We start from the raw sequence: 22,375 nt of genomic DNA, 5'->3' as shown, positions 1-22,375 counted from the left end.
AATCGGATACGTTGAAAAAGGAAGTAAATCTATGAAATTTATAAAGTATTTATAATAAATTATAGAGTTTATACGTCAGAAGTACTAAATCCAAATAATAATAACAGCTTTTCGAATGTAAAAGCAGGCGATGTTTTTGAAAAAACTATTACTGTAAAAAATGAAGGAAGTTTAAAACAAAATATAGCAGTAATTGGCGGGGGACTTAAGGAAGTTGCACCTAAGAGTACAGATGGATTAATAATAGCTAATGAATTGGATGACACTAAAGAATTTTCTCTTGAACCGGAAAAAGACAGAAAATTTAAAATATCTGTTAAAGTTGATGAAAATAGAGATGATAAGTATCAAGAATTAAAAAGTAATAACCGCAAAGATTATATCTTTTTTAACTTAGAAAAAACATTTAATCAATATACATTCCAAGCAAGTCAACAAAAAATCGAACAAAATATTCAAAAGTAATAAATAAATGTCATATATTAAAAGAACTGTAGGTTTTAAATCTATAGTTTTTTTAATTAATTTATCTATACATTAAGAAAATAAAAAAGTATACCATATCATACTCCATAAGTATGATATCTAGAATAATAAATATATACATAAAGAGGTACTCACTTAGTTTCATAAAAAATAGTTATAGTGTCGAATATATTTTTTGACATTCATAAAGTAACATTATATATGAAGATAAAATTAAATTTTAGAGCGAAATAAAAATTATATGGGATAAAACAATAGTGAATATAATAGAGTTCGTATTGTTATTAGGTGGAGATTATAAATAAAATAGTATCCTTAAGTAAGATAAGTATACTTAAAAAAGGTGATGAATATGAAAAATATAAAAAAGGCACTAAAAGTTTTAACATTAAGTTCAATATTATGCATCACTCTTTCAACAAGTACCTTTGCAGCAACGTCAAATAATGAAAAAGTTTTGTTAAATATACAAAGGTATGAAGAGCCAAAGGGTGGATGGTGTCCTGGTATAAGTAAAGATATAACTTTTACAATAACTAATAAAATGGATAAAAAAATAGGAATAGAGAAAATATTTATGACATCAAAATCTAATTCAGGGATTTCATCAAAAATTGATTTACTTAGTGCATACAAAGAAATGGACAAGAATACTAACATAATAATAAAAGATAAAGATAAGATTCTTGTAAAAAATAAAATAACACTTGAAGATATTTTGTCTAAAGATGGAGTTAAATTAGATTCAGTAACAATAATACCTGCAAATGGAGAAAAAGAACTTACAATGACTATAGATATGAATGAGAAAATGGGAAATGATACTCAATCATTGACAAGGGTATTAACTTTAGGAGCTGAGTATGTCTACCAAGATTCTAGTGGTGGAGGTTCAGGTGGAGGTTCAGGAGGAGGACACGGAGGCAATTCGGGTGGAGGCTCGGGAGGACATGGAGGTAATTCAGGTGAAACAGAAGAACCAATTAAACCAATTAATCCCGTTAACCCAGAGAATCCTGTTAATCCCGTTAATCCAGATAAACCAGATAAACCAGTTAAAGAGGATAACAAAGAGAATACTCCAGAAGTAACAAATGAAGAGCAAAAAAAGGATGTAGTAAGCAATAGTATTAATCAAAGTAAGCCAAATACTATACATAAAACTACAACTTCTAAATTACCTCAGACAGGTGGATTTTTAGATGCAGCAACACTGACTTCGCTAGGAGTCGTAGCACTAGGAGTCGGCCTAGTATTAGATAAGAAATCATCTGGGGATAAAGGAGGTAAATCTGATGAGTAGAATGAGAAAATTAAAAGCTGAAAAAAACAGAAGTAAATCAAAATTTAAAACTATGATGATAGGATTGTCATTAATGATAATAGTAGGTGGAGCAGGAGTTTTAGGAAGTTATGCTTATTTCTCAGACAAAGATAAAGCCAGTAATGACTTAGTTATAGAAATGGGAAGTTTACATACTGTAATATCTCCAAGTGGATTAAAAGGAAGTCTAGAATTAAAAGATAAAGGAAAAAATGAAATAAGTGAACAATTTAAGTTAGAAAACCGAGGTAAATTAAAGCAAAATATAAAAGTTCAGTTGATAAATGGAGATAGTACTAGTAATTTAAATAATTTAGAATACGAATTAACTGTTGATAAAATAAAAGCTTTAAAAGGCAATATAAGTGAATTATTCACTCAAGATGCAAAAGAAGTTAAAAATTTAGTAATAGAATCAGGAAAGACAGTTAATTGTAAAGCAACATTAAGAGTAAAAGGTGATAAAAAAAATCTTAAAGAACTTAATGGAAAAAAACTGGATTTTAAATTAGATGTACAAGCTACACAAGCAAACTAAACTAAGACAAGGAGTTGGTAAAAAATGAAATATTATAATAAATTTATCGCAGTTGGTCTTGGGATAGGAGTGGCTTTTGCCGGAACGAGTTTTATAAATGCCCAATTTAGCGATAAGACAGATCAAGAAAATATAATAACATTTATTTATAAAGAACCAAAAGAAGAACAAACACCACAAACACCAAAAGAACCATCAACTAAACCAGAACAAAAACCATCTAAAGATGTAGTAGTGCCACCATCAAAAGATAACTCTCAAGGAGATGTAAAGGATGAAAAACCAAGTACATCAGCTGGAGATGATAAAGACTCATCTTCTAAAAAGCCAGAACATAGTGATAAACAAGAAACATCAAATAAGTCACAAAGCTCAGAACAAAAACAAGAATCAACAAACAGTGAAACACCAAGTTCATCATCTAATGAATCAACAGACAGTAAGTCTTCAAGTGAATCACATGAATCAACAGTAGCACCAAGTTCACCACAAAAAAGTGAATCAAGTGAATCTAAAGCACCAAGCTCAGTAGAATAAATATAAAGTAGCTCCATAAAAGTTAATTAAACTTTAATGGAGCTATAATTTAAACGGAATAAATAAAAGGGGAATAGAAAATGAAAAAATTCAAATCAATTTTATCAAAAACAATATGTAGTTTCTTTTTTATACTGTGTATAACACTTATTTTAAATGCAGTATCATCTAGATCAGAAAAAGCATTTAAAATAATAGGATTTAGAAGTTACGTAGTATTATCAGGAAGTATGGAACCAACATTTTATCCAGGGGACTTAGTAGTTACACTTCATAAAGATAGAACTAATTTGAAAGTTGGAGATGTAGCTACATTTGTAAGTGATAAAGAAATAGTTACTCATAGAGTAGTAGAAAAAACAAATGAAGGATATATAACAAAGGGCGATAATAACGATGTAAAAGATATGGATATTTTAACTAATGATAATTTAATAGGAAAACAAGCTCTAATAATACCTAAAGGTGGACATATAGTTAAATTCTTATCTAATACAAAAGTAGTAGCCGCTGAAGTAATGTTAGCAGGAGCATTAGTAATACTTTATAACGTAAGAGGAAACAAAGATGAAGAAGAGGCAGAGTATGAAAAAAATACTAAGTAGACTTTTAATAATACTAGGTCTAGGAACAATAATAATTACAGCATATTTAAATCAAAACGTAAAACACAATAATGATAATATAGTAAAAAACTATGAAGAAGGAATAAATAATCCAAGTAAAAACCAAGAAGAATTAAATAAAAACATAGTAGGAATACTTCAAATAAAAAATATAGATTTAAAGGTAGCAATAGGAGAAGGAACAGATGAAGACACATTAAAATACGCAGTTGGTCACTTTACTGATACAAAAATGCCAGGAGAAGTTGGGAATTTTGCAGTAGCAGGACATAGTGCGTATACGTATAATAGATTTTTTGCAAATTTAGAAGATATAAAAATCGGGGATGAAATAGATGTAAAAACAAAAAGTGGAGATTATACATATAAGGTAAAAAGTACAGAAGTTGTAACACCTGACAAAGTAGACGTGTTAAATTCATCGGATGATAAAAAAAATATAACTCTTATAACTTGTACACCTAGGTTTATAGGTAGCCATAGACTAGTTATAAAAGGGGAAATTTAACCTTTTTTTTAAAGAATAGGTCTAATATACATAAGTATAAAAATAATGAACATAACATAATAGGGGGGATAAATCATGAAAGTTTTAATAATATCAAAATCATTTATAGTGAAAGAAGCAATAGCAGTATTGTTTAGAGATACTTTTAATATAAAATCAATAGAAATTATATCAAATTTAGAAGAGATAAAAAAAGAAGAATTAAATGAATATAATTTTATTTTTATAGAAATTGATTTAGAAAATAAAAAGGAAGCTGAATTTATATGTGATAACCGTAAATCTAGAGATGATACAAGGATTATGGCATTAGATTTATCAATAAATGAGAATTTATTTGTAAAACTTGTAAAACATGGAATAGATGGATATATAACTAATGTTTGTAATAAAGAAGAGTTTGACTTTATAGTTAAAAATATTTCAAAGGGTAAAAAATACTATGATCCTGGTCTAATGGAGTTAGCTATAAATAGTAAATCATGTATAAATCACAATAAGCTAACAAAACGAGAAAAAGAAGTTATGGAAAAAGTATCGAAAGGATGTAATAACAGAGAAGTTGCAGAAAGTTTATGTATAACAGAGTATACGGTAAAAAAACATATAAGTAGTATATTTAATAAGCTAGATTTAAGAAGTAGACAAGATATTATAATTTATGTAAAAGATAATTATAAAAAAATAGAGAATCTATAAAAGTAGAAGGCTTATAAAGTCTTCTACTTTTTATTATACCAAAGTATACCATATAACCCCCTAAAGTATTATGAAAATGGGCAAAAAAGATGGCCATTTAGGAGAATATGTTTTTTGTTAAGAATAGATTAACATATAACTATAAACACACCATAAGTATAGCATAGTGTTAAGAAATAATATAAAGGGTAATATTGGGGGGAAAGATATGAACGTAATGATTATGTCAGATTCATTTATGATAAAAGATTCATTAAGTAATTTATTTAGGAGTATATTTAAAACATCTTTTATAAACACTGTTTCAAGTGTTTCTGAACTAAATGAAACAGATTTAACAAATTTAGATTTCATTTTTGTGGATATAAAATCTAAACAGATAAATTTATTAGATAAACTTAGTGAAATAAAGAAAATATCAAATAAGTTAAAGATAATGATATTTGATTCAGGAAAAAATAAGAAAATACTTTTAAAAACAATTGAACTAGGTGTGGATGGATATATTTTAAGTATTTCAGATAAAGATGAATTTATTTATATAGTAAAAAGAATTTTGAGAGGACATAAGTTTTATGATGTTGATTTACTACCAGACGTTATTAGTTACAAATCAATAGACAAAGTAGGCAACTTAACTAAAAGAGAAAATGAGGTAGTAGAAAAAGTAGCTAAAGGAATGAACAATAAAAATATAGCAGATGATTTATATGTAACAGAGTATACAATTAAGAAACATGTAAGTAGTATACTTAATAAATTAAATTTAAGAAGTAGAAAAGATATAATAATTTATTACAAAGACAATGGATTAACTATATGATTTTGCTGATTTCAGCGAAAAATGTTGGTGAATTTTAATATCAAATGGAGGATTAGCTTGTAATGGGAGAAATTTTAGGAATGAAGGGATATTTAATAGCAGCGATAATTTTAGGACTAATAATGAGTATATTTATATTACATTTATTTGAGTATAAAGATACCAAAATTAAGAATCCAGAAGATATTATAAAATACTTAGGATTGCAAGTTTTAGGAATATTACCTTTCAATAACTTAAGTGAAAAAGATGAAATAATTGAGGCATATGGATCTGTGAGAACTAATATTAAATTTTTAGGTTCAGTTAAAAAGATGAAGACAATATTAGTAACAAGTGCTACTAAAAATGAGGGGAAAAGCTCTGTTGTTTCAAATTTAGCTTATAGCTTTGCAACACAGGGAAAAAAAGTATTAATAATTGATGGAGATTTAAGAACTCCAACTATACATAAAATTTTTGAAATTGATAATAAATTTGGGCTTACAGATGTTTTAATAGGATATAAAAAGTTTGAAGATTGCGTTGATAGGGAAAAAATCGAAAATCTACATATTCTTACATCTGGTAATGTACCACCGAATCCTGATGAGATGCTTGATTCTAATAAAATGAAATATTTTATAAATAAAATAAAATTTAAGTATGATTATATATTTATAGACTCACCGTCTATATCAAAAGTTAGAGATGCAGGGATTATTGGTAGATTAGTAGATGGAACTATTTTGGTTACCGCATCTAAAGAAGTAGATATTAATTTATTACAAAAGGAAAAAAATAAATTAAATGGTGAAGGAGTAAATATCATAGGTGTATTGCTAAATAAGCATATAACAAAAGCTAAAGCCTATACATATAGATATATTTATGCAGTTTTAACTAGAAATATGAAAATTAAAAAATATGAAAATCAACAAAAAAATCGTAAGAAGAAAAAAGAGAAAAGAAAAAGAGACATAATTAAAAAAAGAAAAAAAGATAATAAACTTAGACAAAAACAGCAGTCTGTTGGATTGGTAACTTGTATACACGATAAATAAGTCGATTAATTTCATTTATAAATTTAATCTATATAAATACAACAAATTCAATAGTAAAGGGGATTGAGTAAGATGAGAAAAAATACAATAGTATTAAAGTACAAAAATGAACATAGCAGTACATTTAAAAAAAGTGAGATAATGAATTTTGAAGAATTAAAAGATTGGGTAGAATCTATTCTAAATGGAAAACATACGATAGAAAACATGATAATAAAATTTGCAGGAAGACCCAAAATGGTATTGGTAGATAGATCAGAAATAAGACAAATTGAAATATTAGAAACTAGACAAATTGATGTTTTAGTATAAAATTACAAATTAGTAAAAATAAAACTTTTGACACGTATATTAATTTATGATAATATATGTGGAGTCAACTGAATATTAAGTAAGTCAGATAATCGCGGGCAGCATTTTGCTGCGTGAGGAAAGTCGGAGCTCCATAGAGCAAGGGTGCTAGGTAACGCCTAGTGGGAGCGATCCTAAGGACAGTGCAACAGAAAATTACCGCCACTTAATTGTGGTAAGGATGAAAAAGTGAGGTAAGAGCTCACTATGGGCTAGGTGACTAGTTTCATGTGTAAACCCCACCCGGAGCAAGACCAAGTTAGGATAAAAAGAGTGCTGCTCGTACTCTCCGGTATGGTAGGTCGCTTGAGCCTATTGGTGACAATAGGCCTAGAAAGATGATTATCTAATACAGAACTCCGCTTATAGATTTGCTTAATTTTTTAAGTTGCTAACACTAGGTGATCCTGGTGTTTTTTTTATGTATTTATTTAGTAAGTATATTTATAAACTCAGATGATACAGAGGTCATATTAGAATCTTTTAATTTTATCCACCCCAAAGTTATATTAGGCAAATCATATATATCTATATATCGACCAGTATTAGAATTACCAAAAGATAATTTTGTTTTACTATTTTTAAGTTTAAGAATAAGAGTAACAGCATTTAAAGAGTTCATTGTATAAACAAGAGCTCCATAATCAGAAACTAAAATCTTATTTTTAAATGGCAGTAATTCATTCTTAAAAACATCGCTAGAATACAAAGAATTATAATCATCATGATTGCATGTAACTAATGTATAATCAAACAAGTCATCTAAGACTATTTTTTCTTTAGAATATAAAGGATGAGTATCTAAGATATACCCTTTTAGGCATCCAGAGGTAATTGGATTAAATTCAATATTTTTAGAGTTAAATAACTTTTGCCATAAGTTAATATGTTCATCAGATATAGATACTATACCTATATCAGCATTTTTTCTAACGACATCATCTAATACCTCAAAATAATGTGAGTGTTTTATCTTAAAGTGAGTTAAGTAATTTTTATAAGAAGAATGTAAGCTTAAAAATTTATCCATAATAAATGAGAAAGACTGAGTGGATAATGAAAAGCTTACAGGTGATAAAGTATTATTATTTAAACTTATTGAATTTATATTTTCTATATTTTCATAAATTGATTGTGCGTATTTCAAAAACTCTTTTCCTTTAGATGTAACAATAACACCCCTAGGTATTCTTTCAAATATTTTAAAACCAACTTCATCTTCTAAATTTTTCATAGAAGCACTTAAGTTAGGTTGGGTTAAGAGTAGGTTCTTTGCAGCTCTTGATATAGAACCGACACTAGCAATTTCTAATGCATAAATGACTTGTTCAAGTTTCATTTTAAGCCTCCTTAAATTATATTAATAAATTACATATAAAGAATATTTATGGATATATATAAATATTATAGATTTTTAAAATAATTCAATCGATAGTAAAATTTAATCATACAATAAGTATAACTCAAATTAAAATTAATTAAAGATTATATGACTTATAAATCTAGGAGGCAAAATTGTGTTAGAAAGTGCAAAGAAATTAAATGATTATATGATGAAATGTAGAAGAGATTTACATCAAATACCAGAGATTGGGTTAAATTTATATAAAACAATAGAATATATTAAGAATGAATTAACTAATATGAATATAGAATTTAAAGAGTTTAAAAATTGTACAGGTATTAGTGCTATTATAGGAAAAAATATAAATGGAAAAGTAATAGCGTTAAGAGCTGATATGGATGCATTACCTATAAAAGAACAAACTGATGTTGAATTTAAATCAAAAAACGGAAATATGCATGCTTGTGGTCATGATGTACACACAGCTATGTTACTTGGAGCAGCTAAAATTTTAAAAGAAAAAGAAGAAGAATTAAACGGAAGAGTTAAACTTATATTTCAACCAGGAGAAGAAACTGGGGATGGAGCTAAGTGTATGATAGAAGAAGGAGTTCTAAAAAATCCAAAAGTAGATGCAATGATTGCACAGCATGTGATTATGATGCCAAATTTAAGAGCAGGTCAACTCGTAGTTAAAAAAGGTGGTATGATGGCATCTTCAGATAAATTTTATATAAAGATAATAGGAAAGGGAGGGCATGCATCAACTCCTGAATTAACAAAGGACCCTATATTTATGGCAAATCAAGTTATGAATATGATTCAAGGAATATTGACTAGAGAAAATGACGTACAAAATCCTATTGTTTTAAGTATATCAAATATTAAGAGTGAGCAACCTAAATCTGCTGTTTCAAACATAATTCCTAATTACGTTGAAATAATCGGAACAGTTAGATGCTTGGAAAATTATTCTAGAAACTTTATAAAAAAAAGACTAGAAGAAATTATTAAAGGCGTTACAATAACTATGAATGGAAGATATGAATATAAATATAGTTTTGGACATCCAGCTCTTTATAATGATAATGAAATGACAGATATGATTATAAATACATCTAATAATATACTTGGAAAAAATTCTATTATAGAAAATTCTAAAGGTGCTATGGGAAGCGAAGATGCAGCGTACTATTTTGAAAAAATTCCAGGAGTATATTACGCAATAAATACTATATATGAAAATGAAACAATATATCCTCTTCATAATTCAAAGGTACATATTAACGATGAAGTATTATACAAAGGATGTGCAGTGATAGCTCAAGGAGCTATAGATTTTTTAAATAAATAATTTAAAAATAAATAATATAAATCCATGAAATAGCTTAAATAGTAATTTCATGGATTTTTTATATTTACGATAAAATTTTTATTTGGATTTTGTGGTATAATAAGTAGATGTAAAATGAAAAGTAGTTAAAAAATATAAAGAAATATGATATATTAAGTTGATAAAACTTAAAAATGGAGGAAAGATAAAAATGACAGTTAAAAAGGCGATAATACCAGCAGCAGGGCTTGGGACAAGATTCTTACCAGCAACAAAATCTCAGCCTAAAGAAATGCTTCCAATAGTAGATAAGCCAACTTTACAATATATAATAGAAGAAGCAATAAATTCAGGAATAGAAGAAATACTTATAATAACAGGTAGAAATAAAAAATCGATAGAAGATCATTTTGATAAATCTGTTGAATTAGAGTTAGAATTAGAGCAAAAAGGAAAAACAGAAATGTTAGAAATGGTAAGAGACATATCTAACATGGTAAATATACATTATATAAGACAAAAAGAACCAAAAGGTTTAGGTCATGCAATATACTGTGCAAAGAGCTTTATCGGAAATGAGCCTTTTGCAGTTTTACTAGGAGATGACATAGTAGATTCACAAACACCTTGTTTAAAACAACTAATAAATGCATACGATGAATACAAGACTTCAATACTAGGAGTACAAGAAGTAGCTAAAGAAGACACATGTAAGTACGGAATATTAGATGTAAAGCACATAGAAGATAAAGTATATAAAGTAAAAGATATGATAGAAAAACCAGCAGTAGAAGAAGCTCCATCAAACATAGCAATATTAGGAAGATATATAATAACACCAGAAATATTTAATATATTAGAAAATCAAGAACCAGGAAAAGGTGGAGAAATACAATTAACAGATGCACTAAAAACTCTAGGAGAAAGAGAAGCAATATATGCATATAACTTCGAAGGAAGAAGATATGATGTTGGAGATAAACTAGGATTTTTAGAAGCAACAATAGATTTTGCATTAAAAAGAGATGAGTTAAAAAATGAACTAATGGAGTATATGGAAAAAGTAGTACAAAAAAATATATAATGTCTAATATAAATAGTAAGTATTATAAACAATAAGATAAAAAACAATTTAAAAAGCAGAAAGAAGGGAAAGATATACTATGGCAGTGTTAGTAGCTGGAGGGGCAGGATATATAGGAAGTCATACTAGTATAGAACTTTTAGAAGAAGGATATGAAGTCGTAATAGTAGACAACCTTTGCAATAGTAATAAGGAAGTAATAAGTAGAATAGAAGAATTAACAGGGAAAAAAACGAAATTTTACGAAATAGATATAACAGATAAAGAAAAATTAGATATTGTATTTAAAGAAAATAAAATTGACTCTGTAATACATTTTGCAGCATTAAAAGCAGTAGGGGAGTCTGTTACTAAGCCATTAGAATATTATAGCAATAATTTAATTAATACATTAGTTTTATTAGATTTAATGAAAGAGAATAACGTTAAGAAGTTTGTTTTTAGTTCTTCAGCAACAGTATATGGAGATCCACATACTTGTCCAATTTTAGAAGATTTTCCATTATCAGTGACAAATCCTTATGGAAGAACAAAACTTATAATAGAAGACATGTTAAGAGATATAGCTAAAGCAGATAAAACTCTTGATATAGCTATCTTAAGATACTTTAATCCAGTAGGAGCGCATAAAAGTGGTAGAATTGGAGAAGAACCAAATGGAATTCCAAACAACTTAATGCCATATATAACAAAAGTTGCAATAGGTCAATTAAAAGAATTAAGTGTATTTGGAGATGACTATAATACTCATGATGGTACAGGAGTAAGAGATTACATACATGTGGTTGATTTAGCATTAGGTCATATAAAAGCATTAGAAAAATTAGAGCAAAATCCAGGGTTAGTTACTTATAACTTAGGAACTGGAAATGGATATAGTGTACTTGATTTAGTAAAAGCATTCTCAAAAGCAAGTAATAGAGAAGTTCCATATAAGATAGTAGAAAGAAGAGCAGGAGATGTAGCTATGTGTTATGCAGACCCATCTAAAGCTGAATTAGAACTAGGATGGAAAGCAAAATATGGAATAGATGAAATGTGCCAAGACTCATGGAAATGGCAAAGTATGAATCCTAATGGATATGATGAAAAAATAAATAACGAAGTAGCAGTAGATAAAGAGTAGATATAATATTGTGATTTCGCTCAGTCTGAAATAAAATATTTCTTTCATGTAGGCAAAAGGCGCCTACAAATGAAAGGAATATTTTTTTTTCATACTTTCGCTAGCTTACAATTTAATATTTTGGGGAGTAAAAAATAAATTTAGGTAGAGTTATTGACTTAGTTAACTATTTTGATTAATATAAATATAATTATAATTATATTTAAAATAAAAATTTATGTAATTATATAAAGCACTTCAATTTGTAATACAGAGTAAAAATAAAAATTTTGGGGGACTGACAAATGAATAAAAAGCAAAAAAAGGCAATAGCTATAAGTGCAGTAGTTGCAATAGGAGCAGGAAGTTTACCTGTATCAACATTTGCTAATGAGACAGACACAGTAAATGATGTTAAATTAGCAGGTGAAGACAGATACGAAACAGCAGTAAATGTAAGTGAATATGGATGGGATAAATCTGATGAAGTTGTACTTGTAAATTCATCATCAATAGCAGATTCTTTAAGTTCAACAGCACTTGCAGCTCAAAAGAATGCTCCTATACTTTTAACAAGTAATGGAAAGTTAAATGAAAAAACAAAAAAAGAAATAAAAAGATTATCAGCTAAAAAGGTATATATAATAGGTGGAGAAAGTGCTATAAGCAAATCAATAGAAAAAGAATTAAATTTATTAAAAATAACTATAGAAAGAATATCAGGAAAAGATAGATATGAAACTTCTTTAAATATAGCTAAAAAAATAGATGAAAAGAAAGCTATAAAAAAAGTAGCAATAGTAAATGGAATAAAAGGATTAGCAGATGGAGTTTCAATAGGTTCTATTGCAGGTATGGAAAATATGCCGATAATTTTATCTCAAAAAGATAGCTTAGGTGATAGTGAAAAGTGGATTAATTCAAAATCTATAGATAACGCATACGTAATAGGTCAAAATGGAGTTTTATCTGATATTTTACAAAATAAATTACCTAATTCAAAAAGATTAGGTGGTCAAGATAGATACGATACTAACGCTAAAATAATAGAAGAGTTTTATAATAATCAAAATTTAGAAAACGTATTTATAACTAAAGGTGGTATGAATAAACAAGATGAACTTATAGATGCATTATCAGCAGGAGCATTAGCTGCAATCAAAAAAGCACCAATAGTATTAGCAGGAAATGCATTAAGTGATAATCAAAAATTCATACTTTTAGACAAACAAAAAGGTAACATAGTTCAAGTTGGTGGAGGAATAAGCCAAACTTGTGTAGGTGAAGCTAAGAGGATAGGTTCTAAAGAAGACAAAATAAAGATGAAACTAGATGAAATTGAAAAAATAAATGACAAAATAAAAAATAATAATAGATCAGAAAAAGCAAATAGTGAAACAGTAGACAAAGCTATAAAAGTAATAGATACAGGCTTGAGAAATTCAGGAATACAAAGAGAGATAGGTTTACAAACTTATGAAATAGAAAAAGAAGCTAGAGAAGCTGTAAAAGTAGCTCCAACTAATATGGTTTTATCAAGTAGTTTAGATAAATTAGTAAATACTATATCAATTGGAAAAGATGGCGAATACAGAGTAGATAGACTTGAAAGAGCTTTAGTTATAGCAAGTGAAGCTCAAACGATAATAGATAGTATGGATGATGGAGATAAAAAGGAAAGCTTAACAAAATCAATAGAGAATATTAAAACACAAATAGATAAATTAATTTTAATAATAAATAATACTGAAGCTACAATAAATAAAATTGATTTATTAAGACAACAATTAGAAGCTTATAAAGGTGGATTATTAAATACTGATCAAATGGAAACGCTATTAACTCAAATAAGTCAAATGGCAGAGAATATACCATTAGATAAAATAAAAGAAGATTTTGAAAAGATAATGACAAAAGTAACACCAATGATAGAGACATTAAAAAAAGCAAAAGATACAATAGATGGAATATCAAATAAAGTAACTGAAATAACTGCTACGTTAGATGCAATAAATCAAAAAGTTAGCGAACTTAAAGGATTATTAGATAAGTATAGTAAGGGAGAACTTACAAAAGAAGAAGCATTAAAGGTAATGAGTGATATAAATAATAAAATTAATAGTTTACCAGAAGGAACAGATAAGGCAAATTTACAAAAATTATTAAAGACAATACAAACTGTTATTTCACCTTTAATGGTATAAAGTTTCGACAAAAAACGACTAACAAGATTGTTGCAAAATCAAATAATACAGGAAAATATCTAGATGCAATTGTCGAAAAAAGAAGAATGAATTTTATTGTGTAAATTCATATTTGAAAATATAATTGAAACATAGAAATCACACGTGTAAATACATAGATAGATGTATCTTAATGATTTTTGCTGGGGAGTAAATAATCTTAGGGAAATAAAATTTGAACGAAACGAAAACTATGATAAAAAGAAGTTACCTTAATAAATAGCTAAGAGCTATTTAATATAGGTAACTTCTTTTTTTATATTAGCATATATGATATACTAAAAAATGTTGAAAAAACTTGTATAAGGAGGTTTAAATGACACTTTTTGAGAAGTATAAAGAGACGATACTTTATTTAGTTTTTGGAGTATTATCAACTATAGTTAATATAGTAACATACTTATTTTTTACAAGAATAATAAGGTTAGATGTCTTAGTAGCAAATTCTATAGCATGGCTTGTAGCAGTGTTATTTGCATATATAACAAATAAATTTTTTGTGTTTGAAAGTAAGGAAACAAATTTTAAATTCCTTATAAAAGAATTCACATCATTTGCAAGTTGTAGAATATTATCTGGAGCTACAGAGATGGGGCTTATGTATGTAATGATAGATTTAATGGCTATAAACGATTTTATAGTAAAAATAACTACTAATGTAGTTGTAGTAGTACTTAATTTTATATTTAGTAAATTAATTATTTTTAAAAGTACGGTAGATAATAAATTAAATGTAGATAATAAGTTAGATAAAGAAGGGAGATAACTATGAAAAAAATAGCTGTTTTAGTACCTTGTTATAATGAAGAACTTACAATAAAAGCAGTTGTAGAAGATTTTAAAAAAGTAATACCTCAAGCGGATATTTATGTATATGATAATAATTCAAAAGATAATACAGCTCAAATAGCAAAAGAAGCAGGTGCAATAGTAGTACCAGAATATCGTCAAGGAAAAGGCAACGTAGTAAGAAGTATGTTTAGAGATATAGAAGCAGACTGCTATATAATGGTTGATGGAGATGATACATATCCAGCAGAAGATGCTTATAGAGTTGCAAAAGTCGTATTAGAAGGAAAAGCTGATATGGCGATAGGAGATAGATTATCAAGCACTTATTTTGAAGAAAATAAAAGACCATTTCACAACTTAGGTAATAAATTAGTCAGAATGCTTATTAACAAAATATTTAAAAGTAATATAAAAGATATAATGACAGGATGTAGAGCTTTTAATAGAACATTTGTAAAATCTTTCCCTGTTTTATCAAAAGGATTTGAAATAGAAACAGAAATGAGTATTCATGCATTAGATAAAAAGTTTTTAATAGGAGAAGTTCCAATAGCATATAGAGATAGACCAGAAGGTAGTGAATCAAAATTAAATACATTTGCAGATGGATTTAAAGTATTAAAAACTATATTAAATTTATATAAAGACTATAAACCACTTTCATTCTTTGGAATCATATCTTTAATATTACTTTTATTAAGTGGAGGAATGTTTGCACCTATATTAATAGGATTCTTTAAAACGGGACTTGTACCAAAATTCCCAACACTTATAGTGGCAGTAGGATTCTTAGTATGTGCTTTAGTATCATTTGCATGTGGACTTATATTAGATACTGTTAAAAAACGTTCAGATCAATTTTATGAAATTGCTCTTAATATGATAGAAAGTAACAAAAATAGATAGTTAAAAATAGGAGGAAAATAATGAAACAAAATAGTAATGTATTAAAATTCACAAAAAAGAGTTTTAATTTATTTATAATATATGTATTGTTAATAGCCACTTTTTTAACTACTATGTCTATATCATATTCTATACCAAATAAAAGAATAAGATGGCATGTTGGTGAATCTTTAGAACAATTTCAAACAGAAGGAATTTATCCAAGAGTATTATCAACAAGCGTAGCAAATCAACTAGATAATTTTACAGATGCATGGATGTTAAATTTAGCATTAGCAGCAGATAATAATAGTCCTATTAAATCAGCTTTAGAAAATCCTCATACAATAGTAGGAAGACCTGGAGAAAATGATAAAATACAAAATCTAGAAAAATCTATAACAATGCCAGGACACACTACAAAAGAAAGTTATAGTAGATACTGGCATGGGTATTTAACTATTTTAAGACCGTTATTATTATTTTTTAGTTATTCAGAAATAAGATTTATTAACACTTGTGTATTATTTTTATTGTTTATGACTGTAAGTTACTTATTAAAGAAAAAACTAGATTTAAAAATCATGCTAAGCTTCTTTCTTTCCATGATGCTAGTTATGTTCTCTATAGTACCTTTATCATTACAATTTTCAAGTATGTTTTATGTAATGTTTATAGCAATGATAACCGTATTATTATTATATGAAAAAATTGATGAAAACAAGTTATCAGTATATCTATTTTTTATAATAGGTTCAGTAGCAAGTTTTTTAGATTTACTAACAGTACCGCTAATAACATTAGGCATACCACTTACTACTTATATATTGCTAATACAAAAATCTAAGAAAAATAAATTAAGATCAGGAATGTCTAATTTATTAGAAATAATTAAATCTTCAATAATATGGGCATTAGGTTATGGAATAGTATGGGCGAGCAAATGGGTAATTGCAAGTTTAGTTTTAAAACAAAATGTAATTAAAGATGCTATAAGTCAAATATTAGTAAGAACATCAGCAACAGGTTCAAAAGAAGTTCTTACAACTATGGATGTAATTAAATTTAATTGGGAGTTAATATTTAATGATTTTACTATGAAAATATTTGTTGTAATATTAGTAATATGGGTAGTTATGATGATATTATTTAGAAAAGATATAGAAATGATAATAAAATGCTTACCAATTTTATTAATAGGATTAATGCCTTTTGTATGGTATGCAGTATTAAAAAATCATTCTCAACTTCATTGCTGGTTTACGTATAGGAACTTATCTGTAACAGTATTTTCGATAATATCATTTATGATGTATAGCATAGACGAAGAAAAAATAAAAAACATAATAGGAGGAAAACATTGGAATATTTAAAAATAATGTTTTTATCAATGCTTCCTGTAACAGAGTTAAGGGGTGCAATACCAATAGGTATAGCTATGGATTTAAATCCTATAGGGGTATATATAGTCAGTGTTTTAGGTTCAACGTTAATTTCGATACCTTTAATATTAACATTTAGACATATATTACAATATTTAAGAACAAAAAAGAAATTTCAAACGTTAGTTGGAAAAATTGACAAAAAAATAAAATCTGGAATAAGAAGATTAAAAAATGTATCAGTATTAGGGATAATATTATTTGTGGGAGTACCACTTCCAACTACAGGTACATGGACAGCATCTGCAATAGCATCAATTCTTAGAATGAGAATAAAAGATGCACTAATAGGTGTATTATTAGGAAATATGTTGTCGGGAGTTATAGTATCGGCACTATCACTTCATATAATATAAAATATAATTCGTTACTAAAAATTTCTTGTATCTAAAAAGGTATTAAGATATATAGTGACGAATTATTTTTTTTATAGTATTAATTTGATACTATAATGATTTAATGGTATAATTAACTCTCAATTGTAATAATTTTACAATTGATAAGTTAATAAATAACCAATTTATAATTGTTTATTAATTATTATCTTTATTAAAAAAATATAGTATATATTTTTTATGGGGGAGAAAAAATGTTTAAAAAAGTAAAACAATTTTTAACAGCCTCAATGGCTGTTTGTTTAATTCTAGGAGGGGCATCAGGTCTATCATATGCTGATAGTCAACATCTACTAGTAGTAAACTCTAAGAAAAATACAATGGGACACTATGTAAACAAAAAGCTTGTAAAAGAGTATAGAGTTTCAACAGGAAGATTGAGTTCACCAACACCACAAGGAAAAGTGAAAATAGTAAATAAAATAGTTAATAGACCTTATTATTCAGGTGGAATAGCTGGAGGAAGTCCTAATAATCCTTTAGGAAATAGATGGATGGGACTAAATATAAATGGAACACATGGAACAACATATGGAATTCATGGAAATATAAATGAAAACTCAATAGGTAAAAATGTAACTGAAGGATGCATAAGAATGCATAATAACGAAGTAAGAGAATTATATAGTAAAGTTCCAGTAGGAACAGAAGTAATAATAAACTTCAGTGATGATACAAATGCTAAAATAGCATCTAAATATGGTATAAGTATAGAAAAAATACCAGCAGGATGGAAAAAAATAAATAACGAATGGTATTATTTAAATGATAATGAAAGTTATCAAAAAAATGGATGGTCTAGAATAAGAGGAGAATGGTATTATTTCAACTCAAAAGGCGCAATACAAACAGGATGGAATAAACAAAATTCAAACTGGTACTATCTACACAAAGATGGAAAGATGGAAATAGGTTGGGAAAATATAAATAACAACTGGTATTATTTCCATAATAATGGAGTAATGGAAGTAGGATGGGAACAAATAGGTTCAAATTGGTATCATTTCAATAACAGCGGACAAGTTGAAATTGGATGGAAGATGATAAATGGAAACTGGTATTATTTCAATAACCAAGGAATAATGTCAACAGGATACCAAACTATATATCAAAATAAATACTACTTTGCTGACAATGGAATAATGGCTCATGATGTAGTTTTAGGTGATGGTTCAGTAGTTGGATCTGATGGTATAATAAAATAGTAAATTAGTAAAGAGTTAAATCTTAGATTTAACTCTTTTTTTGCTAGAAACCCTGATTTAATGCGTAATCTAACTAAAAAGCGACTAATTTTATTACAAATTTATTACAAATTAAAACATAACTTAACATATATTGTAATGACTATTTAAATGATATATAATAATCAATATATAAATAGGAAATAAATAACAAATAACATATAAAAGGGAGAAAAAGCATGATAAAGAGAAAAAAGGTTATATTGAACTTAATAGCTACAGCAATGATCGTATCTACATTTACTGTAAGTGCAAATGCAGCTTCTGTATCGAATAATTCATTAGCAGGGTCTGATAGATATGAAACAGCTATAAAAGTAAGTGAAAATGGATGGAGTAGTGCTACAAATGCAGTATTAATAAACGGGGATAAGGGATTAGTAGATGCATTAACTGCTACACCATATGCTTCATTAAATAATGCTCCAATACTTGTAACAGAAAAAAATAAATTAACAGCATCAACAAAAGCTAGATTAACTAAAATGGGTGTTAAAAATGTTACTATAGTAGGTGGAACAGCAGTTGTTTCTGATTATGTTGTTTCAGAATTAAAAGGAATGAAAATATCAGTAACTAGAATATCAGGAACAGATAGATATACAACAGCTTTAGAAGTAGCTAAAGCTATGGATAAAATATCTGACGTATCTCAAATAGCTGTAGTTAACGGAGCAACAGGATTACCTGATGCAGTAAGTATAGCTGCACCAGCTGCAAACAATAAAATGCCAATATTACTATCAGATCCTAGAAATGGAGTATCTGTAGCAAAGAGCTTTATAGATAGTGAAAGTATATCTAAATCATATATAGTAGGGCAAACATCTTCAGTATCTGATTCAATAATGAATAGCTTACCAGGAAGTAAAACAAGACTTGGTGGAAGTGATAGACATGATACTAATGCAAGAGTTATAAGTGAATTCTATACAAATAAAAACTTAAATAATATGTATATAGCTAAGTCTGGATACGTTAAAAATAATGAAGAGTTAGTAGATGCTTTAGCTGTAGGTGTTTTAGCTGCTAAAAACAATGCGCCATTAGTTATAGTTGGAAACAGCTTATCAAATAGCCAAAAATCTGTATTAGCAAATAAGACATTTACTAATGTAACACAAGTAGGTAACGGAATACCAACTCAAAGTGTAAATGATATAAAAAATACTCAAGCTGATGTAGAATCAAAAGTTTCTTCAGTATCAATGGTAAATTATAAGACTATAGAAATAAAAGGAACTGATTTAAATAAATTAAGTTCATCAAATATAACAATAAGTGGAAATTCAGTATCTTCATATACAGTAAATTCTTCAGGAACTACTGCTACAGTAGTGTTTAATAGTGCATTCTATGATGGAACTAATACTGTTAAAGTAAATAGTAACTTAGGTAATACGACTAGCCATACATTTACATATGGGGCAGCTATAACTGGTGTTGAGGCTATTACTAAAGAGATTGCTAACAATGGAGTTCAGTACTTAGAATTAACAGTAAATAATGGTCAAAAGAGAACTTTAACTGAGTTAAAGGATTTGGGATGGACAGTTGAATTTAAAGCTAATGAACCTATATTCTATAATGATGGAGTTACACCTAAATCAACTTCTTCAGATGGTAAATTAAAGACTTCTGGATTAAAAATTAATGATATATATAGTTATGAAGTTACGCTTACAAAAGGTTCAACTACATTAAAAAGTTTAAAACAATACGTTGAAGTAGTAGATAAATCGAATCAATATAAAGATATAACATCTTTTAAATTAAATAATGGAAACGTAACATTAAATGGAACTAAATTAGTTGAAGGTGAAAATGCTACTATAGTTGATGTTAAAGCTACTGATAGCAGTAATAATAACGTAGATGTAGCTAATGCAGCTATGAAAGGTGCAGATAGTAAATTTACTGTTAAATCATCAAATGTAGCAGTAGTTAGTGTAGATAGTACTGGAGCAACTAAAAATACATTAAGAGCTAATTCAACAGGAAGTGCTACAATAACTATATCTAATGGAACTGTAAATAAGACATTTACTGTTACAGTTGTAGCTGATGCTCGTGAAGCTTCTTCAATGTCTTTATCACAATCAAGTGTTGATTTAAAGAATGGAACATCTTTAAATTTAACAGCTACAGTTAAAGATCAATACGGAGATCCATTTAAAGCACATAACTTTAACATGGCTGATAAAGCTGTTATCACTACGGGAACTAATCCTCTTGAAATAGCTAAAGTGACAGCAAATGCAGATACAAATGAAAAAGGAGAAGTTAATGTTGTAGTAACATCTAATGCAATTAATGAAGGAACTTCATCAATACAATTTAAAAATGGAACGACAGTATGGTCAACATTATATATAAGTGTAAAAAAAGTAACTGAATCAACTTCATGGAAATTAGAATTAAAAGACAAAGAAAAAGATACAACTTTAGATGTTTACAGCGGAGCAACTGATGAAACTGTTACATTAAACTTAAATGGTTATAATGGATCTTATTTAGTTGAAAATATAACAACTAATTTAACTAATCCATCTACGCTTACAAATAGTGGATATGAAATAATGTCAGATGATGTTAAAATAGCTACTGTTAATAAAATATCTGGTGGGGATATAGAAATAAAAGCAATTAAACAAGGAAGTACAACTATAAAGGTATACTTTAATGGTGTTTTAAAAAATTCTATATATATAACAGTTAAAGATACTACGCCTAAAATAACAGATATGAGTTTGAAAACTATAGAGGATGTAAAAGAAGTTAATGCTACATATAATCCGATACAAGAAATATTTAATATAACTAATGATTCAGGTAAAAATATAGTAGAAGGATTAACTATAACTGGTTCAGGAGGAACTGTTCTTTATACGCCAGGAACAAGTTCAGATAAACCTAAATTTACAATAGAAAATGGTACAGGAACACTTGCTACTATAGAAATTAGTACAGACTTTGGAGCTACTATTACAAATAACACAACAGTAAATGTACCAGGAGAAACAGAAGGGCATATATTAGTTAAAGTAATAAGTGGAGATTACAAGAAAGTAATAACTATTAATGTAAATACAAAAAAATAGAAAACAATATGAAAGCTATCTTAATTTTAAGATAGCTTTTGAATTTATAAATATAATATAAAATTTAAAATAATATATTGATATATTGGAAATAAGTAAATTTTAATAAATTATGGAGAAATATGTTATCTATAATATAAAAAAATGTCTTTAAATAGAAAAAAAGCTAAAACAAATAGGATTTAATTCTATTTGTTTTAGCTAAATTGTGAGAAATACGTTAAAGAGATGTTTTTTAATTCTCATAACGTAATTAATATTATACAGTAATGTCGAAAAAAAATGAATAGGAAAATAAAAAAATAAATTAGATTTTTCTGGAATGAATAAAATGTTTTAAAAAGGTAGGAAAATGTTGTAAACAAAAAGGATTAAAAACATATTTTTAAAAACAAAAATGCTAAAAATATACTTTATTAGCGAAAAATGTCGAAATGTGTAGGAAAAAAGTAGCAAGAAAATTGTATAAAA

21 protein-coding genes and 1 other RNA gene are annotated in these 22,375 nt (G+C 27.4%); 21 read left to right on the top strand and 1 reads right to left on the bottom strand.

Going from position 1 to position 22,375, the window contains the following annotated elements; genetic code table 11:
- The first annotated feature begins 255 nt into the window (after window positions 1-255).
- The 11 genes from CHF27_RS09160 (at window position 256) to rnpB (ending at window position 7,317) form a co-directional block, all read left to right on the top strand.
- Window positions 256-465 carry a hypothetical protein gene (locus tag CHF27_RS09160; RefSeq protein WP_095406327.1) on the top strand — a complete coding sequence of 70 codons (210 nt, stop codon included), beginning with the start codon at window positions 256-258 and terminating at the stop codon, window positions 463-465.
- A gap of 373 nt (window positions 466-838) precedes the next feature.
- A complete protein-coding gene (locus CHF27_RS09155; protein WP_095406328.1) occupies window positions 839-1,789 on the top strand; it encodes a hypothetical protein in 951 nt (316 codons plus the stop codon).
- The gene (locus CHF27_RS09150) at window positions 1,782-2,348 is read left to right on the top strand and encodes a SipW-dependent-type signal peptide-containing protein (protein ID WP_095406329.1); all 567 of its coding nucleotides are present in this window, start codon (window positions 1,782-1,784) and stop codon (window positions 2,346-2,348) included. Before CHF27_RS09155 ends, CHF27_RS09150 begins: the two co-directional genes overlap by 8 nt.
- Before the next feature lie 24 nt (window positions 2,349-2,372).
- On the top strand, window positions 2,373-2,885 hold the full coding sequence (locus tag CHF27_RS09145) for a hypothetical protein (RefSeq protein ID WP_095406330.1): 513 nt from the start codon (window positions 2,373-2,375) through the stop codon (window positions 2,883-2,885).
- 80 nt (window positions 2,886-2,965) lie between these two features.
- A complete protein-coding gene (locus CHF27_RS09140; RefSeq protein WP_095406331.1) occupies window positions 2,966-3,490 on the top strand; it encodes a signal peptidase I in 525 nt (174 codons plus the stop codon).
- A complete protein-coding gene (locus CHF27_RS09135) occupies window positions 3,471-4,019 on the top strand; it encodes a class D sortase (protein ID WP_243444984.1) in 549 nt (182 codons plus the stop codon). The genes CHF27_RS09140 and CHF27_RS09135 overlap by 20 nt, the downstream gene beginning before the upstream one ends.
- A 75-nt stretch (window positions 4,020-4,094) precedes the next feature.
- Window positions 4,095-4,718: a response regulator transcription factor gene (locus CHF27_RS09130; RefSeq protein WP_095406333.1), complete on the top strand. Its 624-nt coding sequence runs from the start codon at window positions 4,095-4,097 to the stop codon at window positions 4,716-4,718.
- 208 nt (window positions 4,719-4,926) lie between these two features.
- Window positions 4,927-5,541 carry a response regulator transcription factor gene (locus tag CHF27_RS09125; protein ID WP_095406334.1) on the top strand — a complete coding sequence of 205 codons (615 nt, stop codon included), beginning with the start codon at window positions 4,927-4,929 and terminating at the stop codon, window positions 5,539-5,541.
- A gap of 62 nt (window positions 5,542-5,603) precedes the next feature.
- A complete protein-coding gene (locus CHF27_RS09120) occupies window positions 5,604-6,584 on the top strand; it encodes a CpsD/CapB family tyrosine-protein kinase (protein WP_095406335.1) in 981 nt (326 codons plus the stop codon).
- 72 nt (window positions 6,585-6,656) lie between these two features.
- Window positions 6,657-6,896 carry a hypothetical protein gene (locus tag CHF27_RS09115; protein WP_095406336.1) on the top strand — a complete coding sequence of 80 codons (240 nt, stop codon included), beginning with the start codon at window positions 6,657-6,659 and terminating at the stop codon, window positions 6,894-6,896.
- A 76-nt stretch (window positions 6,897-6,972) separates the two neighbouring features.
- Window positions 6,973-7,317, top strand: an RNA gene (rnpB, locus tag CHF27_RS09110) — RNase P RNA component class A.
- A 45-nt stretch (window positions 7,318-7,362) separates the two neighbouring features.
- Here the strand turns inward: rnpB and CHF27_RS09105 are convergent.
- Window positions 7,363-8,274, bottom strand: a complete 912-nt coding sequence (locus CHF27_RS09105) for a LysR family transcriptional regulator (RefSeq protein ID WP_095406337.1) — start codon at window positions 8,272-8,274, stop codon at window positions 7,363-7,365.
- A 178-nt stretch (window positions 8,275-8,452) separates the two neighbouring features.
- Here CHF27_RS09105 and CHF27_RS09100 point away from each other — a divergent pair, with 178 nt between their 5' ends.
- The 10 genes from CHF27_RS09100 (at window position 8,453) to CHF27_RS09055 (ending at window position 21,904) form a co-directional block, all read left to right on the top strand.
- On the top strand, window positions 8,453-9,634 hold the full coding sequence (locus tag CHF27_RS09100) for a M20 metallopeptidase family protein (RefSeq protein WP_243444983.1): 1,182 nt from the start codon (window positions 8,453-8,455) through the stop codon (window positions 9,632-9,634).
- A 190-nt stretch (window positions 9,635-9,824) separates the two neighbouring features.
- Window positions 9,825-10,697 carry a UTP--glucose-1-phosphate uridylyltransferase GalU gene (gene galU, locus CHF27_RS09095; RefSeq protein WP_199533652.1) on the top strand — a complete coding sequence of 291 codons (873 nt, stop codon included), beginning with the start codon at window positions 9,825-9,827 and terminating at the stop codon, window positions 10,695-10,697.
- 79 nt (window positions 10,698-10,776) lie between these two features.
- Window positions 10,777-11,823: a UDP-glucose 4-epimerase GalE gene (galE, locus tag CHF27_RS09090; protein ID WP_115976110.1), complete on the top strand. Its 1,047-nt coding sequence runs from the start codon at window positions 10,777-10,779 to the stop codon at window positions 11,821-11,823.
- A gap of 284 nt (window positions 11,824-12,107) precedes the next feature.
- Window positions 12,108-14,006 carry a cell wall-binding repeat-containing protein gene (locus CHF27_RS09085; RefSeq protein ID WP_115976107.1) on the top strand — a complete coding sequence of 633 codons (1,899 nt, stop codon included), beginning with the start codon at window positions 12,108-12,110 and terminating at the stop codon, window positions 14,004-14,006.
- 355 nt (window positions 14,007-14,361) lie between these two features.
- Window positions 14,362-14,811, top strand: coding sequence for a GtrA family protein (locus tag CHF27_RS09080; RefSeq protein WP_115976104.1), 450 nt, complete (start codon window positions 14,362-14,364; stop codon window positions 14,809-14,811).
- A gap of 2 nt (window positions 14,812-14,813) precedes the next feature.
- Window positions 14,814-15,743 carry a glycosyltransferase family 2 protein gene (locus CHF27_RS09075; RefSeq protein ID WP_115976101.1) on the top strand — a complete coding sequence of 310 codons (930 nt, stop codon included), beginning with the start codon at window positions 14,814-14,816 and terminating at the stop codon, window positions 15,741-15,743.
- A 20-nt stretch (window positions 15,744-15,763) separates the two neighbouring features.
- Window positions 15,764-17,095 (top strand): hypothetical protein, encoded by a 1,332-nt coding sequence (locus CHF27_RS09070; RefSeq protein WP_115976098.1) that lies wholly within the window; start codon window positions 15,764-15,766, stop codon window positions 17,093-17,095.
- Window positions 17,083-17,520: a COG2426 family protein gene (locus CHF27_RS09065; RefSeq protein WP_115976095.1), complete on the top strand. Its 438-nt coding sequence runs from the start codon at window positions 17,083-17,085 to the stop codon at window positions 17,518-17,520. The genes CHF27_RS09070 and CHF27_RS09065 overlap by 13 nt, the downstream gene beginning before the upstream one ends.
- A gap of 233 nt (window positions 17,521-17,753) precedes the next feature.
- Window positions 17,754-18,764 carry a L,D-transpeptidase gene (locus tag CHF27_RS09060; protein ID WP_115976092.1) on the top strand — a complete coding sequence of 337 codons (1,011 nt, stop codon included), beginning with the start codon at window positions 17,754-17,756 and terminating at the stop codon, window positions 18,762-18,764.
- 218 nt (window positions 18,765-18,982) lie between these two features.
- Window positions 18,983-21,904 (top strand): cell wall-binding repeat-containing protein, encoded by a 2,922-nt coding sequence (locus CHF27_RS09055; RefSeq protein WP_115976089.1) that lies wholly within the window; start codon window positions 18,983-18,985, stop codon window positions 21,902-21,904.
- Window positions 21,905-22,375 lie beyond the last annotated feature (471 nt).

Origin of the sequence: Romboutsia maritimum, assembly GCF_002251085.2 — a bacterium.
GTDB classification, from domain to species: domain Bacteria; phylum Bacillota; class Clostridia; order Peptostreptococcales; family Peptostreptococcaceae; genus Romboutsia_B; species Romboutsia_B maritimum.
This window is presented reverse-complemented; position numbering and strand designations above follow the sequence as displayed.